Source organism: Secundilactobacillus paracollinoides (genome assembly GCF_001702155.1).
GTDB lineage: Bacteria > Bacillota > Bacilli > Lactobacillales > Lactobacillaceae > Secundilactobacillus > Secundilactobacillus paracollinoides.
Window position 1 is genome coordinate 1,090,687 of sequence record NZ_CP014912.1, and the last position, 21,909, is coordinate 1,112,595.

Annotated in this window: 17 protein-coding genes; 12 read left to right on the top strand and 5 right to left on the bottom strand. The window is 48.0% G+C overall.

Annotated features, from left to right (window positions below; genetic code table 11):
- Nucleotides 1-52: 52 nt before the first annotated feature.
- Together dnaN and dnaA are read right to left on the bottom strand one after the other, a co-directional pair.
- Nucleotides 53-1,192: a DNA polymerase III subunit beta gene (gene dnaN, locus AYR61_RS04625; RefSeq protein WP_056987232.1), complete on the bottom strand. Its 1,140-nt coding sequence runs from the start codon at nucleotides 1,190-1,192 to the stop codon at nucleotides 53-55.
- 322 nt (nucleotides 1,193-1,514) lie between these two features.
- The gene (gene dnaA / locus AYR61_RS04630; RefSeq protein ID WP_065901887.1) at nucleotides 1,515-2,843 is read right to left on the bottom strand and encodes a chromosomal replication initiator protein DnaA; all 1,329 of its coding nucleotides are present in this window, start codon (nucleotides 2,841-2,843) and stop codon (nucleotides 1,515-1,517) included.
- A 479-nt stretch (nucleotides 2,844-3,322) separates the two neighbouring features.
- Here dnaA and rpmH point away from each other — a divergent pair, with 479 nt between their 5' ends.
- The 6 genes from rpmH to mnmG all read left to right on the top strand — a co-directional run bounded on the left by rpmH (nucleotide 3,323) and on the right by mnmG (nucleotide 10,234).
- A complete protein-coding gene (rpmH, locus tag AYR61_RS14830; protein ID WP_054702263.1) occupies nucleotides 3,323-3,457 on the top strand; it encodes a 50S ribosomal protein L34 in 135 nt (44 codons plus the stop codon).
- A 63-nt stretch (nucleotides 3,458-3,520) separates the two neighbouring features.
- Nucleotides 3,521-3,880 (top strand): ribonuclease P protein component, encoded by a 360-nt coding sequence (gene rnpA, locus AYR61_RS04635; RefSeq protein ID WP_054710729.1) that lies wholly within the window; start codon nucleotides 3,521-3,523, stop codon nucleotides 3,878-3,880.
- Nucleotides 3,881-3,906: 26 nt separating this feature from the next.
- On the top strand, nucleotides 3,907-4,713 hold the full coding sequence (gene yidC / locus AYR61_RS04640; RefSeq protein ID WP_054710746.1) for a membrane protein insertase YidC: 807 nt from the start codon (nucleotides 3,907-3,909) through the stop codon (nucleotides 4,711-4,713).
- Between the two features lie 655 nt (nucleotides 4,714-5,368).
- Nucleotides 5,369-6,157 carry an RNA-binding cell elongation regulator Jag/EloR gene (jag, locus tag AYR61_RS04650; protein WP_065903788.1) on the top strand — a complete coding sequence of 263 codons (789 nt, stop codon included), beginning with the start codon at nucleotides 5,369-5,371 and terminating at the stop codon, nucleotides 6,155-6,157.
- 607 nt (nucleotides 6,158-6,764) lie between these two features.
- Nucleotides 6,765-8,156, top strand: coding sequence for a tRNA uridine-5-carboxymethylaminomethyl(34) synthesis GTPase MnmE (gene mnmE, locus AYR61_RS04655; protein WP_065901889.1), 1,392 nt, complete (start codon nucleotides 6,765-6,767; stop codon nucleotides 8,154-8,156).
- A 167-nt stretch (nucleotides 8,157-8,323) separates the two neighbouring features.
- Nucleotides 8,324-10,234, top strand: a complete 1,911-nt coding sequence (gene mnmG / locus AYR61_RS04660; protein WP_056987234.1) for a tRNA uridine-5-carboxymethylaminomethyl(34) synthesis enzyme MnmG — start codon at nucleotides 8,324-8,326, stop codon at nucleotides 10,232-10,234.
- A gap of 223 nt (nucleotides 10,235-10,457) precedes the next feature.
- Here the strand turns inward: mnmG and AYR61_RS04665 are convergent, their stop codons facing one another.
- A complete protein-coding gene (locus AYR61_RS04665) occupies nucleotides 10,458-10,979 on the bottom strand; it encodes an acyl-CoA thioesterase (protein ID WP_056987235.1) in 522 nt (173 codons plus the stop codon).
- A 318-nt stretch (nucleotides 10,980-11,297) separates the two neighbouring features.
- On the opposite strand from AYR61_RS04665, the gene AYR61_RS04670 reads away from it, so the two are divergent.
- The 4 genes from AYR61_RS04670 (at nucleotide 11,298) to AYR61_RS04685 (ending at nucleotide 15,990) form a co-directional block, all read left to right on the top strand.
- Nucleotides 11,298-11,657, top strand: a complete 360-nt coding sequence (locus AYR61_RS04670) for an iron-sulfur cluster biosynthesis family protein (protein WP_065901890.1) — start codon at nucleotides 11,298-11,300, stop codon at nucleotides 11,655-11,657.
- A gap of 304 nt (nucleotides 11,658-11,961) precedes the next feature.
- Nucleotides 11,962-13,722 (top strand): thiamine pyrophosphate-binding protein, encoded by a 1,761-nt coding sequence (locus tag AYR61_RS04675; protein ID WP_056987236.1) that lies wholly within the window; start codon nucleotides 11,962-11,964, stop codon nucleotides 13,720-13,722.
- 671 nt (nucleotides 13,723-14,393) lie between these two features.
- Nucleotides 14,394-14,576, top strand: a complete 183-nt coding sequence (locus tag AYR61_RS04680; protein ID WP_054710734.1) for a hypothetical protein — start codon at nucleotides 14,394-14,396, stop codon at nucleotides 14,574-14,576.
- Nucleotides 14,577-14,661: 85 nt separating this feature from the next.
- Complete coding sequence (locus AYR61_RS04685) at nucleotides 14,662-15,990, top strand: replication-associated recombination protein A (protein WP_056987237.1); 1,329 nt, start codon at nucleotides 14,662-14,664, stop codon at nucleotides 15,988-15,990.
- A gap of 49 nt (nucleotides 15,991-16,039) precedes the next feature.
- Here AYR61_RS04685 and AYR61_RS04690 read toward each other — a convergent pair whose 3' ends face one another.
- Nucleotides 16,040-17,230 carry a multidrug effflux MFS transporter gene (locus tag AYR61_RS04690; RefSeq protein WP_056987238.1) on the bottom strand — a complete coding sequence of 397 codons (1,191 nt, stop codon included), beginning with the start codon at nucleotides 17,228-17,230 and terminating at the stop codon, nucleotides 16,040-16,042.
- Between the two features lie 286 nt (nucleotides 17,231-17,516).
- Complete coding sequence (locus AYR61_RS04695) at nucleotides 17,517-18,218, bottom strand: hypothetical protein (protein WP_054710736.1); 702 nt, start codon at nucleotides 18,216-18,218, stop codon at nucleotides 17,517-17,519.
- 728 nt (nucleotides 18,219-18,946) lie between these two features.
- Between AYR61_RS04695 and ilvB the strand changes: the two genes are divergently transcribed.
- Together ilvB and ilvC are read left to right on the top strand one after the other, a co-directional pair.
- Nucleotides 18,947-20,647 (top strand): biosynthetic-type acetolactate synthase large subunit, encoded by a 1,701-nt coding sequence (ilvB, locus tag AYR61_RS04700; RefSeq protein WP_065901891.1) that lies wholly within the window; start codon nucleotides 18,947-18,949, stop codon nucleotides 20,645-20,647.
- Between the two features lie 140 nt (nucleotides 20,648-20,787).
- Nucleotides 20,788-21,810 (top strand): ketol-acid reductoisomerase, encoded by a 1,023-nt coding sequence (gene ilvC, locus AYR61_RS04705; protein ID WP_065901892.1) that lies wholly within the window; start codon nucleotides 20,788-20,790, stop codon nucleotides 21,808-21,810.
- Nucleotides 21,811-21,909 lie beyond the last annotated feature (99 nt).

Below are 21,909 nucleotides of genomic sequence, written 5' to 3' on the forward strand. Positions count from 1 at the left end.
TTCGGTCGAAGTTACTTAGGCTCCACTCCTTAACCGCCTTCTTCCACACTCTCTAAAACGTTCTCACCGGCGTAATCAACTGAATAAAGTTCTCACTGTCTTCAGTTGGCACCAGCGTGAATGGTCTCAATGGTGATGTGAAGGCAATGCGGATCTCTGTTTGGCCGAAGGAACGCAGGGCGTCCTTCATGTAATCTGGGTTGAAGGAAATTTCCAGTTCGTCACCAGTCAATTCCTTTGGTGTCAACTCTTCTTCAACGTTCCCAACATCTGGGGAATTGCCGAAGATCGTTGCCTTTCCATCCTCAGAGTTCAGGGTCAATTTGACCACGTTATTCCGGGATTCATGTGACAACAGAGAGGCACGTTCGACCGAAGCCAGCAAGCTCTTTGCATCAAACTCAGCACTGGTCGTCGCTTCTTTTGGAATCAAGCGTGACGTGTCAGGGTAGTTGCCTTCCAACAACCGAGAATAAAACAGGCGGTCGTCGATCGTGAATAATACTTGATTGTCGGATAAGCGCATTTCAACATCAGGATTGTCATCGCTGATCATTCGTGACAGTTCCGTCAAACTTTTACCGGGAATGATGACGTCATAGGTCGCTGATGCTGATGTTGGCAGGGTGATTTTGCGTTGTGATAACCGGTGACTGTCCGTTGCCACAGCCAGTAGCTGGTCGTCAACTAACGTGAAATGAACACCAGTCAAGATTGGCCGACTTTCCTGATTTGAGACCGCGATAACCGTTTGATTAATGAGTTCGCGGAAGACGTCGCCGGATAAGGTGATGGCATCCGTTGCATCAATTTCTGGTAAGCGTGGATAATTGTTGGCGTCCAAGCCGTTAATTGTGAAGGATGCTGAACCAGAAGTGATCTCTGTTTGGAAACCTTCTGTCACATCTAACGTCATGTTGTCTTCAGGCAGCCGCTTAACGATGTCGCCAAAGAACCGGGCAGGTAACACGATGGCACCAGTGGATTCAATAGCTAACTGGTTATCTGGGTCATCAGCGTGGATCAAAGCTTCAATGGAAATGTCAGCATCGGACCCAGTTAAGGTCAAGCCGTTATCATCAGCAACTAGTTTCAAGCCAGTTAAAATTGGAATCGTGGTCTTTGATGAAATAGCCCGCGAAACGTTATTGAGTTCTTTTAAGAACGCAGCACGATTGATCGTAAATTTCATTTTGAGTGACACTCCTTAGTATCCATAATATAAAGATTAAAAGATAGTCGTAGTAGGGCGGTTGATACTGTGGATAAGTTTTCTTAAGATAACGTGTTACTAGGTTTTCCACTTGTGGATAACTTGTGCATAACTTTTAGACTTATCCCCAGGCCTCATTGTGACTTTCTTCTATAGAAGGTTCTAGTTAGCTTAATAATAGCCTACTTAACGCATTAAAAAAAGTAGTCGACTTCCTATTTTGTCAATCGATTACTTTCTATCTAACGCTCAGTTACTTTGGATCAGATAATCGCTAGTCATCCAGATTTAGAAAAATGAACTAGCGGTCGATCTCGGTTTTAAGATTACTAATTTCACTTTGCAGGTCGCTGTCAGTTTTGAGGGCTTCGGCAATCTTATCATAGGCGTGGATGACGGTCGTATGGTCCTTACCGCCAAACTCGTTCCCAATTTTTGGCAACGAGCTATCCGTCAGTTCGCGAGAAAGGTACATGGCAATCTGACGCGGCATGACGATGGATTTCATCCGTTTTTTACCCTTCAAGTCGGCCAGCGAGACGTGGTAGTACTTAGCGACCTTTTCTTGGATGGATGGGATCGTGACTCCACTACTATGCTTGTCGAGCTTTAAGCTCTTCAAGGAAGTCGCGACTAATTCAGTTGTGATCGGCTGGTGGACCAGCTTCGAATAGGCGTGGACTCGGGCTAAGGCGCCTTCAAGTTCACGCACGTTGGAGTCAATGTGGCTGGCGATATAACTCAGTGTTTCATCAGGGATGTCGATCGCGTCCGCAGTGGCTTTGTTGCGCAGAATCGCGATCCGCGTTTCGAGGTCCGGTGGGGTAATGTCAACGGACAAGCCCCAGGCAAACCGTGAAACTAGGCGGTCTTGCAACTTCGGAATCTCATGCGGTAACCGGTCAGAAGTGAGGACGATTTGCTTGCCGTCATCATATAAGGCGTTAAAGGTATGGAAGAATTCTTCCTGTGTCCCTTCTTTATCGGCAAAAAATTGAATATCATCAACGAGGAGCAGGTCAACGTTGCGATATTCTTCTCGAAACTGTTCTTGCGTTTTGGATTGGATCGCGGTAATGAAGTCGTTGGTAAAGGCTTCGCTGGTCACATACTTTACTTTTGTGTTCGGATCATCGTTTAACATCTTGTTGCCGATCGCGTGCATCAAGTGTGTCTTTCCAAGACCAACGCCGCCATAGAAGAAGAGCGGATTGTACATGGAGCCGGGTTCTTCTGAAACGACGAGGGCGGCGGCATGCGCCATTTGATTTCCCTTACCAATAACGAAGGTGTCAAAGGTATATTTCGGGTTCAATTTGGCGTCTTGGCTAACGTTGTGGGCATTGGTGGCCGGTTCTCGCGGCACCGTGGCGTTAGTCGCTTCATCTTCAACGACAAAGACAGGCTGGATGTCTTCTTGGGTTGCTTCGTAGGCAAACTCAACTAACGGTTGGGTTAAATTGCGTTTCCAATAATCCCGATGCAACTCAGACGGCAGCTTGATTGTAAGACGATGGTTGGTCAACTTCACGGGATCTGCAGTATCGATCCAAGTAGTGTAAGCCGTTGGTGCGACTCGCTTTCGGAAGTCATCCTTGATATCTCCCCACAGGGTGTCTAAATCAAGCACTGTTTTGTTACCTCCCCAATATTGAAATGATAAATTCAGTTTAGCATGCCACAAAAAAGTTTTCCACAGCCTTTTTACGTTGTGGATAATTGTTTCACAGGGTGTTTGGAAGTTATTAACAGGGGTGTGGATAACTGTGGACAAGTCTCTGTGAAACATTTTTATCCACAGGCTGTTGTGTAAAACAAATACAGTTATATCAAGTGTTTCACACGTTTGTCCCCAGAAAGAACACCCAAAAACGATTGCGAAACCACAGGGTGTGGATTGGTGGATAACTCAGTTAAAAAGATGTGAATTCAAAATCCAAATACACAGGTTATCCACAAGCTAAAGTCATGAAACAAATTTTAGAAACCCAAGAAAATTAAATTCAGTCTTTGTATTTAGGCGAGAGTATGGTACTATATTTTAGAAATGCATTTTACGATGTAAATATAGTGGTTCTTCGCCACAAAGCGCAGGAGGTGTTAGTTCTAATGAAGCGCACATATCAACCTAAGAAGCGTCATCGTTCACGGGTACATGGTTTCCGTAAGCGGATGAGTACGAGTAACGGCCGTAAGGTTTTAGCACGTAGACGTCAAAAAGGTAGAAAAGTATTGTCTGCATAAGACCACTGACCGTCAGTGGTCTTTTATTTTTATGACCAGAGATTCCACCTTTGGAGATGCACTATGCGAAAATCTTACCGCGTTAAAAAGGAGACCGAGTTTCAAGAAGTCTTTGAAGCGCGCCAATCAGTTGCCAACCGGCAATTTGTTCTATATAAAATGGAGAAACCTAACCAGAAGCATTTCCGGGTGGGCATCTCTGTTGGTAAGAAGATCGGCAACGCGGTTCATCGTAACTGGGTCAAGCGGCGGATTCGGCAATCCTTGCTGGAACTGAAGCCGTTCTTGAAGCAGGACGTTGATATTCTCGTCATCGCTCGGCCAACCACGTCTGAGATGCCCATGCCGGACATTAAGGCGCACTTGATTCACGTTTTAAAACTTGCAAAATTGCTTGATACTGAGTACAGCGAGGAAGACTAGTGAAAAAATTAAAACGCTTTGCGACGATGGGTAGCATTGTCGCGCTAGCCGTTTTCTTGACCGCCTGTGGTAATCAGCCGATTACGAGTCACAGTACCGGTTTTTGGGATGGCGTTGTTTTACTAAACTTCTCGAGAGCAATTATCTGGTTGTCGAACCTCTTTAATGGGAGTTATGGTATCGGGATCATCGTTTTCACGATTATCGTCCGGATCATTATTTTGCCATTGATGATCTTCCAAACCAGAAGTATGCGCAAGACCCAAGAAATTCAGCCGCAGTTAAAAGCACTGCAAAAGAAATACTCATCTAAAGATCAAGAAACAATGGCTAAACTGCGTGAAGAGCAGCAAAAGCTCTATAGCGAAGCTGGGGTCAACCCAGTGGCTGGTTGTTTGCCAATGGTTATTCAACTGCCAATCATTTGGGCATTGTATCAGGCGATCTTTAGAACGCACGTGTTGCGGACAGGGAGTTTCTTATGGCTGCAATTAGGGTCTCGAGATCCTTACTTTATCTTACCGATTTTGGCTGCCGTCTTTACGTTCTTTAGTTCGTGGCTCATGATGCAAGGCCAACCCGAATCAAACGGGATGACCACCATGATGACCGTCACGACACCAATTATCATTTTCATTACCGCCTTAAGCTTGCCAAGTGCCGTTTCCCTTTACTGGGTTGTAACGAATGCTTTCCAAGTGGGTCAGACCTTGGTTATTCAAAATCCTTGGAAGATCCGGCGTGAACGTGAGGCGCAGGAACGCGAGAAACAGGAACATGATCGCAAGGTCAAAAAAGCTGTTAAACGCGCAAAACAATCTCGTCGTAAGTAACTAAAAAATCGTGCCACCCGGGTGTGAATCCGGGTGGCGCGTTTTTTAGAGTGCGGAAAAAGGGCGGTTAAGGCCTTGCCCTTGGGAGCACGTTTCGGCTAAAGGCTAAGAGAAGGACGGGATGTGACTAGGCACAATTGTCCACGTCACAGATTGCAGTTGTGTCATAAATACATAGGAACCACAGAGTAGTAAACTGATTCAGGAAACTGCATGACAAGGTAGTATACGGTGTGAAGATTAAATATGAGAATCAGGTTTTTTGAGTCTTCTAGTTTATCTAGCCGAAACGCGCTCCAGAAAACTGAGACCGGCCATATAAGGGCAAGAAGTGACAAATCCAAACCCGGGATTTCCCACTTCTTGCCCTTATATTCTGGTCTCAACCCGTTTTCTTCCGCGCTCTCTTCTAGGCCACTGAGTCGAAACGCGCTCCAGAAAACTGAGACCGGCCATATAAGGGCAAGAAGTGACAAATCCAGACCCGGGATTTCCCACTTCTTGTCCTTATATTCTGGTCTCAACCCGTTTTCTTCCGCGCTCTGCTACAAAAACCACCAGTTTAAAGCGCTAACACTTAATTTTGCGCTATTATTAAGAGGGACCATGATATACTATATCTAATGGGGTTATACCCATGAAGGGAGAATTTACCATGACTGTATTTAAAGGCGATACCGTGGAAGCCGCTATTGAAGCCGGCTTAAAAGCATTGAGCTTAACCAGAACAGAAATCGAAACCACGGTTCAAGTAACGCCTCGGCGTGGTTTTTTCGGCATTGGCGCGCGTCAAGCAGAAGTTGATGTGACTGCTAAACAGACCGAAACCACGCACTCAGACGTCCAGGCGACTGCCGCTGCGGCAACAGAACCGCAAGCACAGCCCATGAACCGGACAACAACCGAAACAACCACCGAAACAACCACTGAAGAAACTACTGAAACTGAAGCATCCACTATTGAATTTGAAACAGAAGCCACCAGCAAGAAATCATACGCTGAAGTGGTTGCTGAACTAAAAGATTACCTAGATGAAATCGTTGCGCAGCTTGGCATTGATGCCACCAGCACGACAGAGATCAAGCACCGTCAAGTGACCGTTAACTTTAACACTGAAGCTGAGGGACTGCTGATCGGTAAACACGGCCGGACTATCAACGCTATGCAGAGTCTTGCTCAGGTTTATTTAAATCACAAACGCTTCTCAAAACTAGTTGTAACATTAGACGTTGCTAATTACCGGAGTCGGCGAATTGACACGCTGACCCGGCTAGCTGAAAACATGGCGCGCGAAGTTGTCGCAACCGGAAAACCAGTCTACCTGGATCCGATGCCATCCTTCGAACGTAAGCAAATCCATGCTGTTTTGGCCAATAACGACCACGTCATGACGTATTCAGCTGGTAGCGAACCAAAGCGCGCCGTCGTTATTTCACCGCGCTAACCACAAAATTTTAACGCATCGAACGGATGCTTATTTTGTGCTGACTTGAAAATGCAAGTTCACTAAAATTTTTAAAAATTAAATAGCGATGAAATGGTGGCATTTGCACCTAAATGATGCCACTTTTTGTGGTACGTTCAAATATATGAATTGTCGTTTTCTACCTTCCGGAAGGCTTTCTGTTGTCAAAGTAGCGCTCTAAGGTCGTTTCGTTCCACCGCTCGCCCTGCGGAACACGTTTCCACAATAGGTAAGTTAAGCTGGTCGGTTACTGATGTGCGAGTCGACTGAGATCCACTCGAGAGCCACGCAGTGGAAATCGAGTTAGCTCAGTCGCGAGCCACCACACGGAGTGCCAAATTGCGGAATGCAACGGAATTCAGACCTCGAGGAACCCATGTTTTTAAACAAAAACACCAAAATCCAAACACTTGTTTTGCCTGTTCGTCTTGACAAAACGACCGATTCCCATTAATATTGTAGACAATCATTCTTATCTTAAATAGATAAAGTAGTCAAAGTGCTTTATCCGTGCTGTTAGGGGCACGGATGCGCACTTTTTTTGTGCGTGAAATTCGTCACAATTCCAATGAGGAGGGATAACGCTATGACAGCGACAAGTGAATTTGATACGATTGCGGCCGTTGCAACACCGCCTGGCGAGGGTGGTATTTCAATTATTCGGGTGAGCGGGGACAATGTCTTTGATATTGTCGAACCGTTATTTAAGGGTAAAAACTTGAAGAATGTGAACTCTCACACGATTAATTATGGCCATATTATTGATCCGGCGACCCAGTCAGAGGTTGATGAAGTCATGGTCTCCGTCATGCGGGCACCAAAGACTTACACCCGTGAAGACGTGCTGGAGATCAACTGTCACGGGGGCTTGATGGCCACCAATGAGATCCTGCAACTCGTGCTCAGTAACGGGGCACGGCTTGCTGAACCAGGTGAATTTACCAAACGCGCTTTCTTAAACGGCCGGATCGATCTGTCACAGGCCGAAGCGGTCATGGACCTCATCCGTGCAAAAACGGATAAGTCAATGAAGGTTGCCCTGAATCAATTGGATGGCAATCTTTCACGGTTGATCAAAAGTCTGCGTCAGGATATCTTGGAGGTGTTGGCTCAAGTTGAAGTCAACATCGACTATCCGGAGTACGACGACGTGGAAACGATGACGACCAAACTATTATTGGAAAAGGCGCAGGACGTTAAGGCGTCGATTCAGCAGTTACTGAAAACGGCAAAACAGGGCAAGGTTCTCAGAGAAGGGTTGGCCACGGCAATCGTTGGCCGACCAAACGTTGGGAAGTCCAGCCTGCTTAATCAGCTGTTAAACGAAGATAAAGCCATTGTGACAGACGTTGCCGGGACGACCCGTGACGTGATCGAAGAATACGTTAACGTGGCTGGCGTGCCGCTTAAACTGATTGATACAGCCGGTATCCGTAAAACGGAGGATACGGTTGAAAAAATCGGTGTTGAGCGCTCGAGAAAAGCAATTGGTGCCGCTGACCTGGTCTTGCTGGTACTGGATACCAGTGAACCATTAACGGATGGCGACCGGCAGCTATTAGCCGACACTGCTGACGAGAAGCGCATTATCATTTTAAATAAAACGGACTTGCCGCTTAAGCTCGACATGGACGAATTGGCGAAATTGGCTGGGGATACCAAGCTGATCAAGACATCCATGCTGCAAAATCAAGGGGTCAGTGAGCTGCAGGACGAAATCGCCCACTTATTCTTTGATGAAGGCATCGAAAGCGGTCAGGGAAACGTCATGGTGACTAACGCGCGCCACATTGGCCTGTTAAATCAGGCAAGCCAGGCGCTCGACGACGTCATGACGGGTATTTCTGCGGGGATGCCTGTCGACCTTGTTCAAATCGACATGACGCGTTGCTGGAACGACCTTGGAGAGATTACCGGAGATAGTTACCAAGATGAGTTGCTGGATCAACTGTTCAGCCAGTTCTGTGTTGGTAAGTAACATCCGTTGACTCACAACGTCTTGCAGCGTAGCATGTGACACTCTAAGGTCGATGCAATGAAGTACGTGGCGTCACACGAATTATCACAAGACCATGTTCTTGTTAAAGGGGCCATGGTCATTTCATAACGATTAAAAAAAGAGCAACAGTCAAGGAGAGAAACGATATGCCTGAGATTCAACCATACCAAGGAACAGACTACGATGTCATTGTCGTAGGTGCCGGCCATGCCGGTGTTGAGGCCACGCTCGCAGCTGCGCGCATGGGCAATAAGACCCTGCTGATGACCATCAATTTGGACATGGTCGCTTTTATGCCATGTAACCCGTCAGTCGGTGGTCCCGCAAAGGGGATCGTCGTCCGCGAAATTGACGCATTGGGCGGTGAAATGGGCCGCAATATTGATAAGACCTACGTGCAAATGCGGATGCTGAACACGGGTAAGGGGCCTGCTGTCCGGGCGTTACGCGCGCAGGCCGATAAGCACGCCTACCACGCCGAAATGAAGCATACCCTTGAAAAGGAACCAAACGTCACGTTGCGTCAAGGCATCGTGGATGATCTGATCGTTGAAGATGGCGTCTGCAAAGGGGTCATCACCAACACGGGTGCGCGGTACAGCGCTAAAGCCGTGGTGATCGCGGCTGGAACTGCTGCCCGCGGGAAAATTATTATTGGAGAATTGATGTATTCATCCGGGCCCAATAACTCACAGCCAGCCATGAAGTTGACTAAGAATTTGGAAAAGTACGGTCTGGAACTCAAGCGGTTTAAGACTGGGACACCGCCACGAGTTGACGGCAACACGATTCAGTACGATCAGACCGAGGAGCAACCTGGCGACGTTGAGCCAAACCACTTCAGCTATGAAACACCGGATGAAAACTACCTGTCATTGAAGAATCAGCTGTCTTGCTGGCTGACGTACACCAACGAAACGACGCATAAGATCATTCGGGATAACCTGGATCGCGCGCCAATGTTTACCGGTGTTATCGAAGGTGTCGGCCCCCGTTACTGCCCATCCATTGAGGATAAGATCGTTCGGTTTGCTGACAAGAGCCGCCATCAGCTGTTCTTGGAACCAGAGGGCCGGAACACGGATGAATGGTATGTTCAAGGCTTGTCGACGTCGATGCCGGAAGAGGTTCAGCAAAAGATCCTCCACTCCATCAAGGGGCTCGAGCACGCTGAAATGATGCGCCCAGGATACGCCATCGAGTACGATGTCGTTTCACCTTATCAACTCCGGCCGACGTTGGAAACTAAGCTGGTCAAGAACCTGTTCACAGCGGGTCAGACCAACGGGACTTCTGGTTACGAAGAGGCTGCTGGACAGGGCATTATGGCCGGCATTAACGCCGGTCTGCGGGCACTGGACAAGGGCGAATTCATCATGAAACGCTCTGAAGGCTACATTGGTGTCATGATTGATGATTTGGTCACCAAGGGCACGAACGAACCCTACCGTTTGTTGACCAGCCGGGCAGAGTACCGGTTAATCTTGCGCCACGACAACGCCGATCTGCGGTTGACGGACAAGGGTTACGAACTGGGCCTGATCTCTCAGGAACGTTACGATGCCTTCACCCAGAAGCGTCAGACCATTAAAAACGAAATTGCGCGGTTGAATACGGTGCGGGTCAAGCCGTCGGATGCTGTGAATGCCTATGTTCAGTCTCATAATGAGAAGCCGTTGAAGGACGGTGTTTTGGCAGCAGACTTCCTGCGTCGCCCACAAGTGACGTATAAGGATCTGATGCAGTTCATTCCCGCACCCGATGTGCCACTGGATCGCCGTGAGATGGAAGAGATCGACGTCCAGATCAAGTACGCTGGTTACATTAAGAAGGCCGAAGAGAACGTGGCCAAGATGAAGAAGATGGAAGCTAAGAAGATCCCTGACAACATCGACTACGACGCCATTGATGGCCTCGCAACTGAAGCCCATCAAAAGCTCAACAAGATCCGGCCTGAAACGGTCGCCCAAGCAACTCGGATCAGCGGGGTCAACCCAGCTGATATTGCCATTCTCGATGTTTATATTGAGCAGGGTAAGATTGCAAAGGTTAAGTAGAATTATTAGTAATAGTGTGATTGTTAAATGCGTCATAATAAGGACCAGCCACTTTCAAGTTGAAGGCGGCTGGTCCTTATTTAGTATGTTATAGAAACAACAAGTATGACCTCTTATTAAAACACTGAACGTATACACGTGTATATTTATACAATTGCCTTTTGGCGTGGGGTGGTCAAACTGACAACAAAAAAGCCGCCAAATATGGCAGGCCAACAGGGTGTTATTTTTTAAATTCCGGGGCTTCAAGATCGATGTGGGTCAACGTTTCGCGTTCGGTAGCCCGACCAGCTTTCCGTTCTTGAACGCGTGCTTCATAGCCGGCGCAGAGAAATTTTTCCTCGTCTGTCTCGGGCACGATTTCTGGCAATTCAGGGTCGGCGGGACTTGCTGCAGTGACAAAGGTGACGAAACAGGTGAAGCCAAGGAAACGGCCACCAGTGGTCAGGTCTTCGCCCATGACCTTCACAAAGACTTCCATGGACCGCTTGCTGGTGCCAGTCACGTAGGAGTCGATCACCATGGTTTCCGGAACGGCAAAGGGATTTAGAAACTGCATGTGATCCATTGCTGCGGTGACCTGAATCTGTTTTGAGACCCGGGCAGCCGAAACGGAGGAACTATCATCAACTAGGGCCAGGGTCCGGCCACCAAAGACGGTTCCGTGTTCGTTAATATCAGCCGGAAAGACCCGGTGGTTGGTAAGGGAACGTGTTGCGCGACATGTCATTTTTTCTGTTGTCATGAGCTTGACCTCCATACTGTTGGTTCTAGTTTAGCATAAATTAAAAGCTAATTGGTTGCGCTTACGAGGGGATGGGAAGATAATTTGGAAAGAGTGTGAAGCAAGGCGGGTCAGAGTCCGTTACACGTTAGCCCCGTGCCTTGCTGAACACGTTTCGGCTCGAGGCTAATAGAAAGACAATCAAGAAAATCCCGGGCCTGGATTTTTTGCCAGAGTCCGTTACACGTTCGCCTTGCTGAACACGTTTCAGCTCCAAATAAGTAGAAAGCTTCGAACCAGTAAAAGGTTCCCACAAACAAAAGAGAGAAGGAATGCAAAATGACAAAACACCTAGAGATCTCGCAAGCCGCAGCCGACAAGATCAAGGCACATTTAACAGACGATACCCGGCTGTTACTCAGCTACGACGACGGGGTTGGCCCATATTCGCACCATGGTTTAGTGGCACTTCAAGTGTCATTTCAGTTAATTTTGATCAACAACGATATGCCTTATACGGACTATGATCAGGCCCTTGATTCTAACCTGGGGACCATCTACTTTAAGGGCTATTCCGAAAAATTCCTTGGCGAGAATATGAAATTGACGCTGCAGCCACGCTATAACACGCTGGTTTTGGCGGACGATAATGATGAAATTGATGAGAATGTGGAGATCGTTGACGAGCGGACACACTAATCCGATATGTTTCACGTGAAACAATTAGCCACTGAAAAAGGTCGAAATTCCGGTTACTCTAATTTAGAATGGCCGTTCTAAATTAGACGATTGCGCGTCAAATTATCTGATTATTATCAAAATGAACCCTTTAAATGGAAGCAACACGTTTTTTAAATCACGCGTGTTCAACATTCTTACAAAAAGTAAGTCAAATTACGTGACCTTTTTTTGTTCACGTCCTACAATGAATTTCGTAAATAGGAGTCAGGTTACCACTAGCCTTTATCTAGTGAGATTATAAGTAGATTAGGGAGCGAGACACATGACTAAAATGATGGCAGGTCAAGCGTTAGTAAAAACATTAGCTGATTGGGGCGTTGATCACGTCTATGGTATTCCAGGCGGATCCATTAACCACACAGTTGAAGGCTTATATCTCGAACAAGATAGCGTGAAGTATATTCAGGTTCGACACGAAGAAGTAGGGGCAATCGCTGCTTCGGCCGACGCTAAGTTTACTGGTAAGATTGGCGTGGCCTTTGGGTCAGCTGGTCCTGGCGCAACCCACTTATTTAACGGGTTATATGATGCCAAAATGGATCACGTGCCAGTGCTTGCCATTGTTGGGCAAGTTGGCCAGGATTCAATGAACACCAACTACTTCCAAGAAATGGATGAAACACCAATGTTTTCAGATGTTGGTGTCTATAACCGGACTGTGACGACCGCGGAACAAATTCCTTACGTGATCAACGAAGCGATTCGTGAAGCTTATCGTCAAAGCGGCGTTGCCGTTGTGATCTTACCTGAAGACCTGACGACTAAGGAAATCGACTACGTGCCATCCAAGACACCAAAAGTTGTAGCTGATAACTTTACGCAAACTGTTGATCCAAAAGCCATTACCGATTCACTTGAACTATTGAAGAACGCAAAACATCCGTTAATTTACGCTGGCCGTGGCCTGCTGGGCGCAAGAGACGTTTTGACGAAATTCTCAGAACAGTTCAACATTCCCGTGATGAACACGGTGCCAGCTACTGGTGTCATCAGCACTGACCATCCAAACTTCATTGGGACGTTTGGCCGTTTAGAGACTAAATCAGGTTTCGAAGCCTTACAACACACGGATCTCATCTTATTCCTCGGTTCAGAATTCCCATTCGCAAACTTCTGGCCAAAGAACGTTAAAATCATTGAAGTGAACACCAACGCCTTTGATATTGGCAAGACCGTTGACGTTGACTACGCTGTGATTGCGGATGCTAAGACCTATCTGCAAGCCCTGATCGACACTGGTGAGACCTTACCAGCTGGCACTTGGCTGAAAGCAAACCAAGAAAACAAGAAGAACTGGGATGCTCGGCTGGATCAATTAGCCAAGGATGACAGCAAGGGCTTGAACCCAGAATCAGTGACCGCTAAGATTGCTGAACTCGCTGGGCCAAACGATACCTACGCTGTGGATACCGGGAATGTTTCCGAGTGGGGCGTTCGTGGATTACCAATGAACAAGAACCAACGCTTCGCTATTTCCGGACTGTTCGCAACCATGGGCTTTGGCCTGCCTGGTGGGTTAGCCGGTGCGTTAAGTGTGCCAGATGCTCAAGCATGGTCACTTTCCGGTGACGGTGGGTTCGCCATGGTGGAACAAGACGTCATCACTGAAGCCCGTTATGAATTACCAGTCATTAACGTGGTCCTCTCAAACGATCGGTTTGGGTTCATCTACTACGAACAAGCTGAAACGAAACAACACTTCTACGGCGTCGACCTGACCCCAGCTGACTGGGCAAAGGTTGCTGAAGGCCTCGGTGGGATCGGCTTTACTGCTAAGTCCATCGACGAATTAAACGATGTGTTTGCTAAGGTCAAGGACCTGCAAGCTAACGGCAACAAGAAGCCAATCGTTATCAACGCCATCATCAAACCTGACGATCCAGTTGCCACTGCCTACATGCCATTAGATGAAAAACTCTACGGCAAGGATGCAGTCGCTGAATTTGCTGACAAGTATCACATCGATACTAAGCAACAACCTGCATTAGGTGAACTTCTGCGGGCTGAGGGCGATGAGCTTTAAGCGTTAACTATTGAAAGCCTGAGCGAGTGATGCTCAGGCTTTTTGTTTTGCGTTGGTAGGCCGTTGCATTCTGTAATTTGGCACGGCAGCGTAGTGGCTCGCGAATAAGCTAACTCGATTTCCGCTGCGCGGCTCTCGAGTGGATCTTATTCGTCTCGCATGTCACTAAATGGCCAAAGAACGGCCATCAAGTGACATCGACACCACGCTGCCGTGCCAAATTACGCCATTCCACTCACATTCCTGAAATGAATAACTATTAGGTGAAGGATGACAAGATAATTAACCCGGTTTGTAGATTATCCGCCCTCGACTGCGAATTACCTTGTGGTCAGCTAACCTAGTAGTGAAAAAGATAACCAATAGTAGATTGATGAATACTAGCTAATGGGGTGTTAGTTACGATAATGTACACTGAGTAGTTGACTGTGCATCGGTATGTTAGCGGAGTGGCGCCGGGCGGCATTGCCGGTTGTAGCGACCACACTACTACCGGCAGGGCCGCCCGATGGAACGCAGCGACCATTACCCACTAGTTACCCATTATTTATCAACAGAACAACCATAATTTGCCGGAAATCTAAAGTTTCCGCGTCAAATTCGCTAGAAACCCTTTAATTAAGCGCTAACTTTGGTATCATACAGGTAAACGGTCATTGGGGGAGTTTACTATGGCATCATGGTTTAGTCGGGTTAACAAGTTTGACGCGGGAGACGGTTCGTTACGAAGTCATGAGTTGGATTATGGGGCTTTGTACACAGCGTATGCCCATGATAAGGCGAACCATTTGAACCAGCAGCGCGAGCAGGCCAAAAAGGTCTCGGCGCAAATGAAAAAAGATCAAGAAAAATAAGACAAACAACAGTGGCCGGGACGGACTGAACTTAGGGGTTTAGTGTGTCGCGGTCTTTTTATCAACTGAGAAGGGAGGCTTTCGGATGGAACAGGGCTCACTATTTGATGACCAGCAGCGGCAAAATAGTCCGTTAGCGAACCGCGTGCGACCGGAAACATTGGCGGATTTTATTGGGCAGCAGCAGATTCTCGGCGATGGCCAGATCTTGCAGGACATTATTGCAAACGACCAGCTGTCTTCGATGATCTTTTGGGGACCACCAGGTGTGGGGAAAACAACGTTGGCGCAGATTATTGCCCACCAAACGAAATCACACTTCATCACGTTTAGCGCGGTGACTAGCGGGATTAAAGAGATCCGAAAAATCATGGAGGAAGCTGAAGGCAACCGGGAGATTGGCCAGCGCACCATTGTGTTTATCGACGAGATCCACCGGTTTAACAAGGCGCAGCAAGATGCGTTTCTGCCCTTTGTTGAGCGTGGCAGCATCATCCTGATCGGGGCAACGACTGAGAACCCCTCGTTTGAGATCAACGCAGCGTTACTTTCACGGTGCAAAGTTTTTGTGTTGAAAAAACTAACGGTAAACGATATTGAGCACCTCTTAGACAATGCGCTGAAGCATCCGGCTGGGTTCCCTGATTTGACCGTAAACATTGAATCGGATGCGCTCAAGATGGTGGCTGAATTTGCGAACGGCGATGCGCGGATCGCCCTTAACACGTTGGAAATGGCTGTGCTGAATGGCCATCGCGAAAACAAAACCGTGACCATCACCGTTAATGATCTGGATTCGCTGCTGAATACTAAATCGCTGCGCTATGACAAGCATGGCGAAGAGCATTACAATATCATTTCGGCGTTGCATAAATCGATGCGCAACAGTGACGCTGACGCTGCAATCTATTGGTTATCACGGATGCTGGATGGCGGCGAGGACCCGCTGTACATTGCTCGGCGGCTGGTTCGGTTTGCGAGTGAAGACATTGGGCTGGCGGATACGAATGCGTTGAATCTTGCCGTAAACGTGTTTCAAGCGTGTCAGTTTCTGGGAATGCCGGAGTGTGATGTGCACCTCACCGAAGCGGTGATCTATCTCTCACTGGCGCCAAAGTCGAACGCCGTTTATGCGGCGCGGAATCGCGTAAAGGCGGATGTGAAGCAGACCGGCAACGTGCCCGTGCCGATGCAGATCCGTAATGCCCCAACCAAGCTGATGAAGGATCTCGGGTACGGCGAAGGCTACCAGTACGCCCATAATTCAGCCGAAAAATTAACCACCATGACGACGATGCCTGATGAATTGGCTGGTCATGAGTACTATGAACCGACTGAACAAGGCAATGAAAAACGGTTTAAACAACGGCTCGCTTATTTGAAGGAGTGGCGGGCAACACATCAAGAACACTAAAAGAACGTTGTACTTGCTTAAGTACAACGTTCCTTTTATTTATGACGTTCTATTTATGAAGTTGATGATGGACCCGGTAGGCCAGACCACCAGCAATCAGGTTATAGATCAAGACCAGTCCAGCCATTGGGGCCAGACTATTGGTACCGAAGAGACCCACTAGGGGTGAGGATAACCCACCAAAAGCGTTTTGCGATAACCCGATCAATGCCGATGCCCCGCCAGCGTTCTGCGTTGTCTCGCCCATAATGATCGCGGTGGTCAGTGTCAGCAACATGCCCACGCCGATCACTAACAGGAAGATCAAGACGGCAATCATCACCAATCCCCAGTGCAGGTAGGCGCCCAGCAGTAAGGCCATCGCATCCGCCATGCACAGCCCGATGCCTGAACTCAACTGACGATAGGTACTGATGCCGGTCAGGCGGGCAGGTAGACCGCTGCCGATAACGATGCCCAACCCGTTTAACGCGTAAATGAGACTAAATGATTGCGCTGAAAGGTGGAATAATTGCTGGTAAATAAAGGTCGACGCGGCAATGTAGCTGAAGAGACTGCCGTAAACCACGCCGGTGATCAGCAACTGACTAAAGAATCCTTGCTGTTTCAGTAATGTGCCAAATGACAAAAAACTCTGAAATACCGGTCCAGTCAGCCGATTCTCAGGACGCAGCGTTTCGGGAATGCCGATCAGAATCAGCCCAGATAGCAGAAAGCCGATTACGCCCAACAGGATAAAGATGCCGGACCAGGGCACAAATTTGATCATAAAGCCGCCAATGATTGGCGCCAGAATTGGAAATAGACCGTTCACTGAATTCAATAACGCATAAAACTGCGTCAGTGCTTTGCCGCTGAAAAGGTCGCGGGCAACCGCTCTGGAGAGCACCTGGCCGGCGGCACCGGCGAGTCCCTGAACGAAGCGCAACCCGATCAGCAAACTGACGGAATGACTGACGGCGATTGCCAGCGAGGCTAACCCGAAAACAATAAACCCGATAAACAGCGGCTTTCGGCGGCCGAAGTGGTCACTGAGCGGCCCACTGATCAGCTGTCCCACGGCGAGGCCGAGGAGACAAGCTGTGATACTCAATTGCATCATCGCAGTGGTCGTGTGAAATTGGCGCACCATTTGGGGTAACGCCGGTAGGTAGAGGTCAATGGATAGTGGTCCAGTGGCGCTTAGGGTACCGAGGATCAGCAGGAACCGTAACCGGTGCTGATTGGCGGAATTAATCATAAAAACCGTCCTTTCTTAATAACGTTCACTCTATATACTACGGAATTGAGGTTAAAGATTGGCGAAAATTGGTTGAAACTTTTTCGGTATGACTTATTTTTAAATTTTTTTTGGCGGTTATCTTCCCTTAAGATGAATTCCCGTTTTACTAGGGATGAGTCAATTCCTGATTGAACTGAAAATTCATTTTCTTCCTATTATATAGGTTAATATAGGTTAAGAACCTCACGCCAAAAAAGCACGACGAATAAACCGTCGTGCTTTTTGATCTTCTAAAGAAATAGCATTAACTCATAAATAGTTTGGTAATGACTGATGCGCCAGTCTTTTGAACCCACTGATTTGACGCTTCCTGTGGGTGATAGGTATCCAAAACAAACGCGGGTTTTAAGGCTTGAATTAGGCTGAAATTGAGGTCTTTCGTATCCAAAGTCAGACCAATATCGGTGTTCTCTTTCAGCAATGGCGCTAATGCACTCAGTGTGGCCGTGGTGAGTCGGCTCAATGCGATGCTGTCGATCTGTGCCTGATGGGCGAGGGCAACACGTTCCTTGATGCCGGCAATGCCATAATCATCGTAGTGACAGAGGTTTAAAATGATTCCCGTGTCCAGACCCGCGATGCGCTGCAACACGTCATCCAGCGTCTGGCTTAGATTGGCTAAGGTCAGCGCGTGGCCGTGGCGGTCGGAGTCGTCGATCAGGACCTTATTGGCACCACAATCCGCAAGCATGCTGACCATATCCGCAATACTGTCAGCTTCTGTTAACGCATAGGACGCCTCGGCAAGCAGCTTAACGTCCGTCGTGGTGCGCATGCACTTGAGATACTGCGCATATTCGGGCAGACTTAACACCTTGTCGCTGCCTGTGCCCAGTAATTGGGCGGCCACCGAACGCTGGCCTAGATATAAGGTGTCAAACCCTTGGGATTCAAAGTATTCTGCCATGGGGGCGTTGGACGTTGCGAGGATAATGTGTGATGTCATGAAATCATTCCTTTCTGCGATGATGCGAATCTGGTGCCAATATGAAGTCTTCTATAGTGAAGCGAAACTAACAACACAAAACGCCCCTTGAGAAATAAACTCTCAAAGGGCGTTTTCGCGCGGTACCACCTTAGGTTACAGTTGCCTGTGTCTTATGGATATGCCAACACATATCCTCTGGATAATGGCCAGTACCAGAAAGCGGGGGTGCCTCGGAGCTACTTTCACCTGTAAGTTGGAGTCCGTTGCAGCGAACCGGACCTCTCTGAACCAAACTGACAGGGTACTTTTTCCAAGCCACTTTCTTGTGTGTTACACGTTAGTTTTGCTAACTATATCACAATAGATTTGAAAAACCTAGCAATTATCAAAATTAAATTAAAATGAGAGAAACTTTTGAACTAGCAATATAACCAGCTATTTTACTGGGGATAAAATGGCATTAAAATAACGGCTCAGCAATCGTTGTTGTCGTAAGCTGTGCTACAAAGCTATTTCAACAAAATTAATTTCAAAAAATTAGCTCGGCCTATAAAGTAGTATGCAATTTTCAATTGCTTATTTCGATTAAAAAATAATTAGAATTCTTGTTGACAATTTAAAATCGAGTTGATATTGTATTAACCATTACGAAGCACCAGCCAAGGACGAGGCGGCAAATCCTCCTTCGCGGCTGGTGGTCGTAACACATTGAAAACTAAATGAAGTGAAAGGATGTGACGCAATAGATGGATGCAGAAATCACACCACCAGCAACGACGACAACAGAGACAGGTGCTCGCATTTTAGTCGACACATTACGACAGCAGGGTGTTACCCAGTTATTCGGGTATCCCGGCGGTACGATTCTCTCCTTGTTTGATGCCATGTACGATCGTGAGTTCAATATCACGTTAGTTCGGCACGAACAGGGGGCAACGCACGCAGCTGAAGGGTACGCAAAAGCGACGGGGAAGACGAGTGTCGTGAGTGTCACCAGTGGTCCCGGTGCCAGCAACGCGGTTACGGGGATTGCCGATGCCATGATGGATTCAGTGCCGATGGTCGTTTTCACGGGTCAGGTTGGTCGTGGCGTTCTTGGGACAGAAGCGTTTCAAGAGCTCAATACCATGGACGTGACCAAGCCGATCGTCAAAGCCAACTTCCAGATCATGGACGTTAACGACCTGCAGACGACGATCACAGACGCCTTTGACCTAGCACAATCCGGACGAAAAGGGCCAGTCGTTATCGATCTCCCCAAAGACGTTTTGGATGAGACATCTGAATTTCGTCCCGCCGCTAAACCGCAGACCACGGCGCAACCTCGTTTTGATAAAACGACACTCGCAGCTGGGATGCAGGCACTGAGCAATGCCAAACGCCCAATCGCCATTGTTGGTGCTGGGACGGCTGCATCAGGCGGTGCCGAAAAATTCAACGAGTTTATACATAATTGGCAGTTACCAGTCGTTTCGACCCTGTTAGGGTTAGGAACGGTAGCGGACAGTGCTCCGCTGTTCCTAGGCATGGGCGGCATGCACGGTACATACGCCGCCAACATGGCCCTTGCCGAGACCGACTTTATCGTCAACGTGGGCTCACGTTTCGATGACCGGTTGATTCCTAAACCAGCCGGGTACGCGGATGATAAAACAATTCTACATATTGACATCGATACGAAAGAATTAAATAAAACGTTCGCGACCCAGTTTGCGATTCAGGCGGATGCGAAAACAGCCTTGACCGCAATGGCGGCAAGTACAGCACCTAAGCCGGATACGACTGCATGGCAGAAACGCACGCAAGAATGGGCAACCACCCATCCCAACCGCGCCGAGTCCGCACAACAAGCACCAGGATTTGATCCCCAAGCCGTCATCGCGGCTGCCGGGAAGGCCACAAACGGCGACGCCACGGTTGTCACCGACGTGGGTCAGCACCAAATGTGGGCGGCACAGGCTTACCCGTTTACCCGAACCAGACAAATTATTACCTCTGGCGGCCTTGGGACGATGGGCTACGGTCTCCCCGCTGCCATCGGCGCCAAGTTTGGTAATCCCGACAAGGATGTCATCTTATTTGTCGGCGATGGCGGGTTTCAAATGACCAGTGAGGAGCTGGAAGTCATCGCTAATGAAGACCTGAACATCAAGATCTTCTTACTGAACAACCACGCCCTAGGCATGATTCGTCAGTGGCAAGACCAGTTCTACGGCCAGCACCGTTACAAGTCCACGTTTGACCACCAGCCAAACTTTGAACGACTGATGGCGGCCTACGATCTGCAGTATCAAAAATTATCACCTGATGAGGACCTGGATGCACAAATGACAAGGATTTTTGCTGACACCCATGCCACCCTGATCGAAGTGACCGTGCCCGTTGATGACCAGGCGTACCCAATGGTGGCGCCTGGTCACACCAACGACGACATGTTTGGCATGTAACCCTGCGCAAAACCTTAAGGGAGGTGGGGCTAATAAGGCCAACTCGTCACACAGCAGTACCCTAACCGCGAACCACATATCGAGGCATTACTCGATTTAACTATTACTATCAAAAACATAGATTATCGGAGGAATTGTATATGAGCGTAGAAATGTTGTACGAAAAGGATGTTACCACTAACTATCTTCAAGGAAAGAAAATTGCCTTTATCGGCTATGGTGCCCAAGGCCATGCCCAAGCAAACAACTTACGTGACTCAGGTTACGACGCTATCGTTGGTGTTCGCCCAGGGAAGTCATTTGACGCCGCTAAGACGGATGGTTTTGAAGTTTACACACCAGCTGAAGCCGCAAGACAAGCCGATTGGATCCAAATGTTGACCCCTGATGAAGTCATGTCAGACGTTTACAAAGAATCCGTTGAACCAAACCTTGAAGAAGGTAACGTCTTAGGTTTCTCCCACGGGTTTAACGTTTACTACAAAGAAATCGTTGCCCCAAAGAATGTTGACGTTGTCATGATGGCCCCTAAAGGTCCAGGTAACCTCTGTCGTCGTACATACAAGGAAGGCTTCGGTGTGCCGGCATTATACGGTTATGACCAAGATTTCTCTGGCCATGCTGAAGACTTATCAAAAGAATTCGCCAAGGGCAACGGTGCTGCCCGTGCCGGCTTGTTGAAGACCACCTTCCGTGAAGAAACTGAAGAAGATCTCTTCGGTGAACAAAACGTTTTGATGGGTGGCGTTACAGCCCTGATCGAAACTGGGTTCCAAGTCTTAACTGAGGCTGGGTACTCACCACAATTAGCTTACTTTGAAGTTGAACATGAAATGAAATTGATCTGTGACCTGATCTACGAAGGCGGGTTCAACAAGATGTATCAAGATTGCTCAAACACTTCCGAATACGGCTCATACGTCGTTGGGCCAAAGGTCGTTGGTGCCGAATCTAAGCAGGCCATGAAGGATGCCTTAACTCGGATCCAAGACGGCAGCTTTGCTAAGGAATTCATGGCAGACTACCGGAACGGCTTCAAGGATCTTTACAAGATGCGCGAACGTTCTGCACATTCACAATTGTCAGAAGTCGGTGCTGAATTGCGTGCCCACATGCCATTCGTTAACGATGCTGACAAGTACAGCACACCAACTGCTGAATAATCTTTAGCTACTCCTGAGTAACACACCAACAACACTAACAACATACGAGAACAGCCTAGGTCCAGTCCCTCCAGTCTGAATTTAGGGCTGTTCTTTTGT

Bases quoted from the DNA above. Each gene is read 5' to 3' on its own strand.
- ilvC (WP_065901892.1), top strand. From the start codon at position 20,788: ATGAGCGTAGAAATGTTGTACGAAAAGGATGTTACCACTAACTATCTT.
- dnaN (WP_056987232.1), bottom strand. From the start codon at position 1,192: ATGAAATTTACGATCAATCGTGCTGCGTTCTTAAAAGAACTCAATAAC.
- AYR61_RS04690 (WP_056987238.1), bottom strand. From the start codon at position 17,230: ATGATTAATTCCGCCAATCAGCACCGGTTACGGTTCCTGCTGATCCTC.
- jag (WP_065903788.1), top strand. From the start codon at position 5,369: ATGACTGTATTTAAAGGCGATACCGTGGAAGCCGCTATTGAAGCCGGC.
- ilvB (WP_065901891.1), top strand. From the start codon at position 18,947: ATGGATGCAGAAATCACACCACCAGCAACGACGACAACAGAGACAGGT.
- mnmG (WP_056987234.1), top strand. From the start codon at position 8,324: ATGCCTGAGATTCAACCATACCAAGGAACAGACTACGATGTCATTGTC.
- mnmE (WP_065901889.1), top strand. From the start codon at position 6,765: ATGACAGCGACAAGTGAATTTGATACGATTGCGGCCGTTGCAACACCG.
- AYR61_RS04675 (WP_056987236.1), top strand. From the start codon at position 11,962: ATGACTAAAATGATGGCAGGTCAAGCGTTAGTAAAAACATTAGCTGAT.
- rnpA (WP_054710729.1), top strand. From the start codon at position 3,521: ATGCGAAAATCTTACCGCGTTAAAAAGGAGACCGAGTTTCAAGAAGTC.
- AYR61_RS04685 (WP_056987237.1), top strand. From the start codon at position 14,662: ATGGAACAGGGCTCACTATTTGATGACCAGCAGCGGCAAAATAGTCCG.
- yidC (WP_054710746.1), top strand. From the start codon at position 3,907: ATGGGTAGCATTGTCGCGCTAGCCGTTTTCTTGACCGCCTGTGGTAAT.
- rpmH (WP_054702263.1), top strand. From the start codon at position 3,323: ATGAAGCGCACATATCAACCTAAGAAGCGTCATCGTTCACGGGTACAT.
- AYR61_RS04680 (WP_054710734.1), top strand. From the start codon at position 14,394: ATGGCATCATGGTTTAGTCGGGTTAACAAGTTTGACGCGGGAGACGGT.
- AYR61_RS04670 (WP_065901890.1), top strand. From the start codon at position 11,298: ATGACAAAACACCTAGAGATCTCGCAAGCCGCAGCCGACAAGATCAAG.
- AYR61_RS04695 (WP_054710736.1), bottom strand. From the start codon at position 18,218: ATGACATCACACATTATCCTCGCAACGTCCAACGCCCCCATGGCAGAA.
- AYR61_RS04665 (WP_056987235.1), bottom strand. From the start codon at position 10,979: ATGACAACAGAAAAAATGACATGTCGCGCAACACGTTCCCTTACCAAC.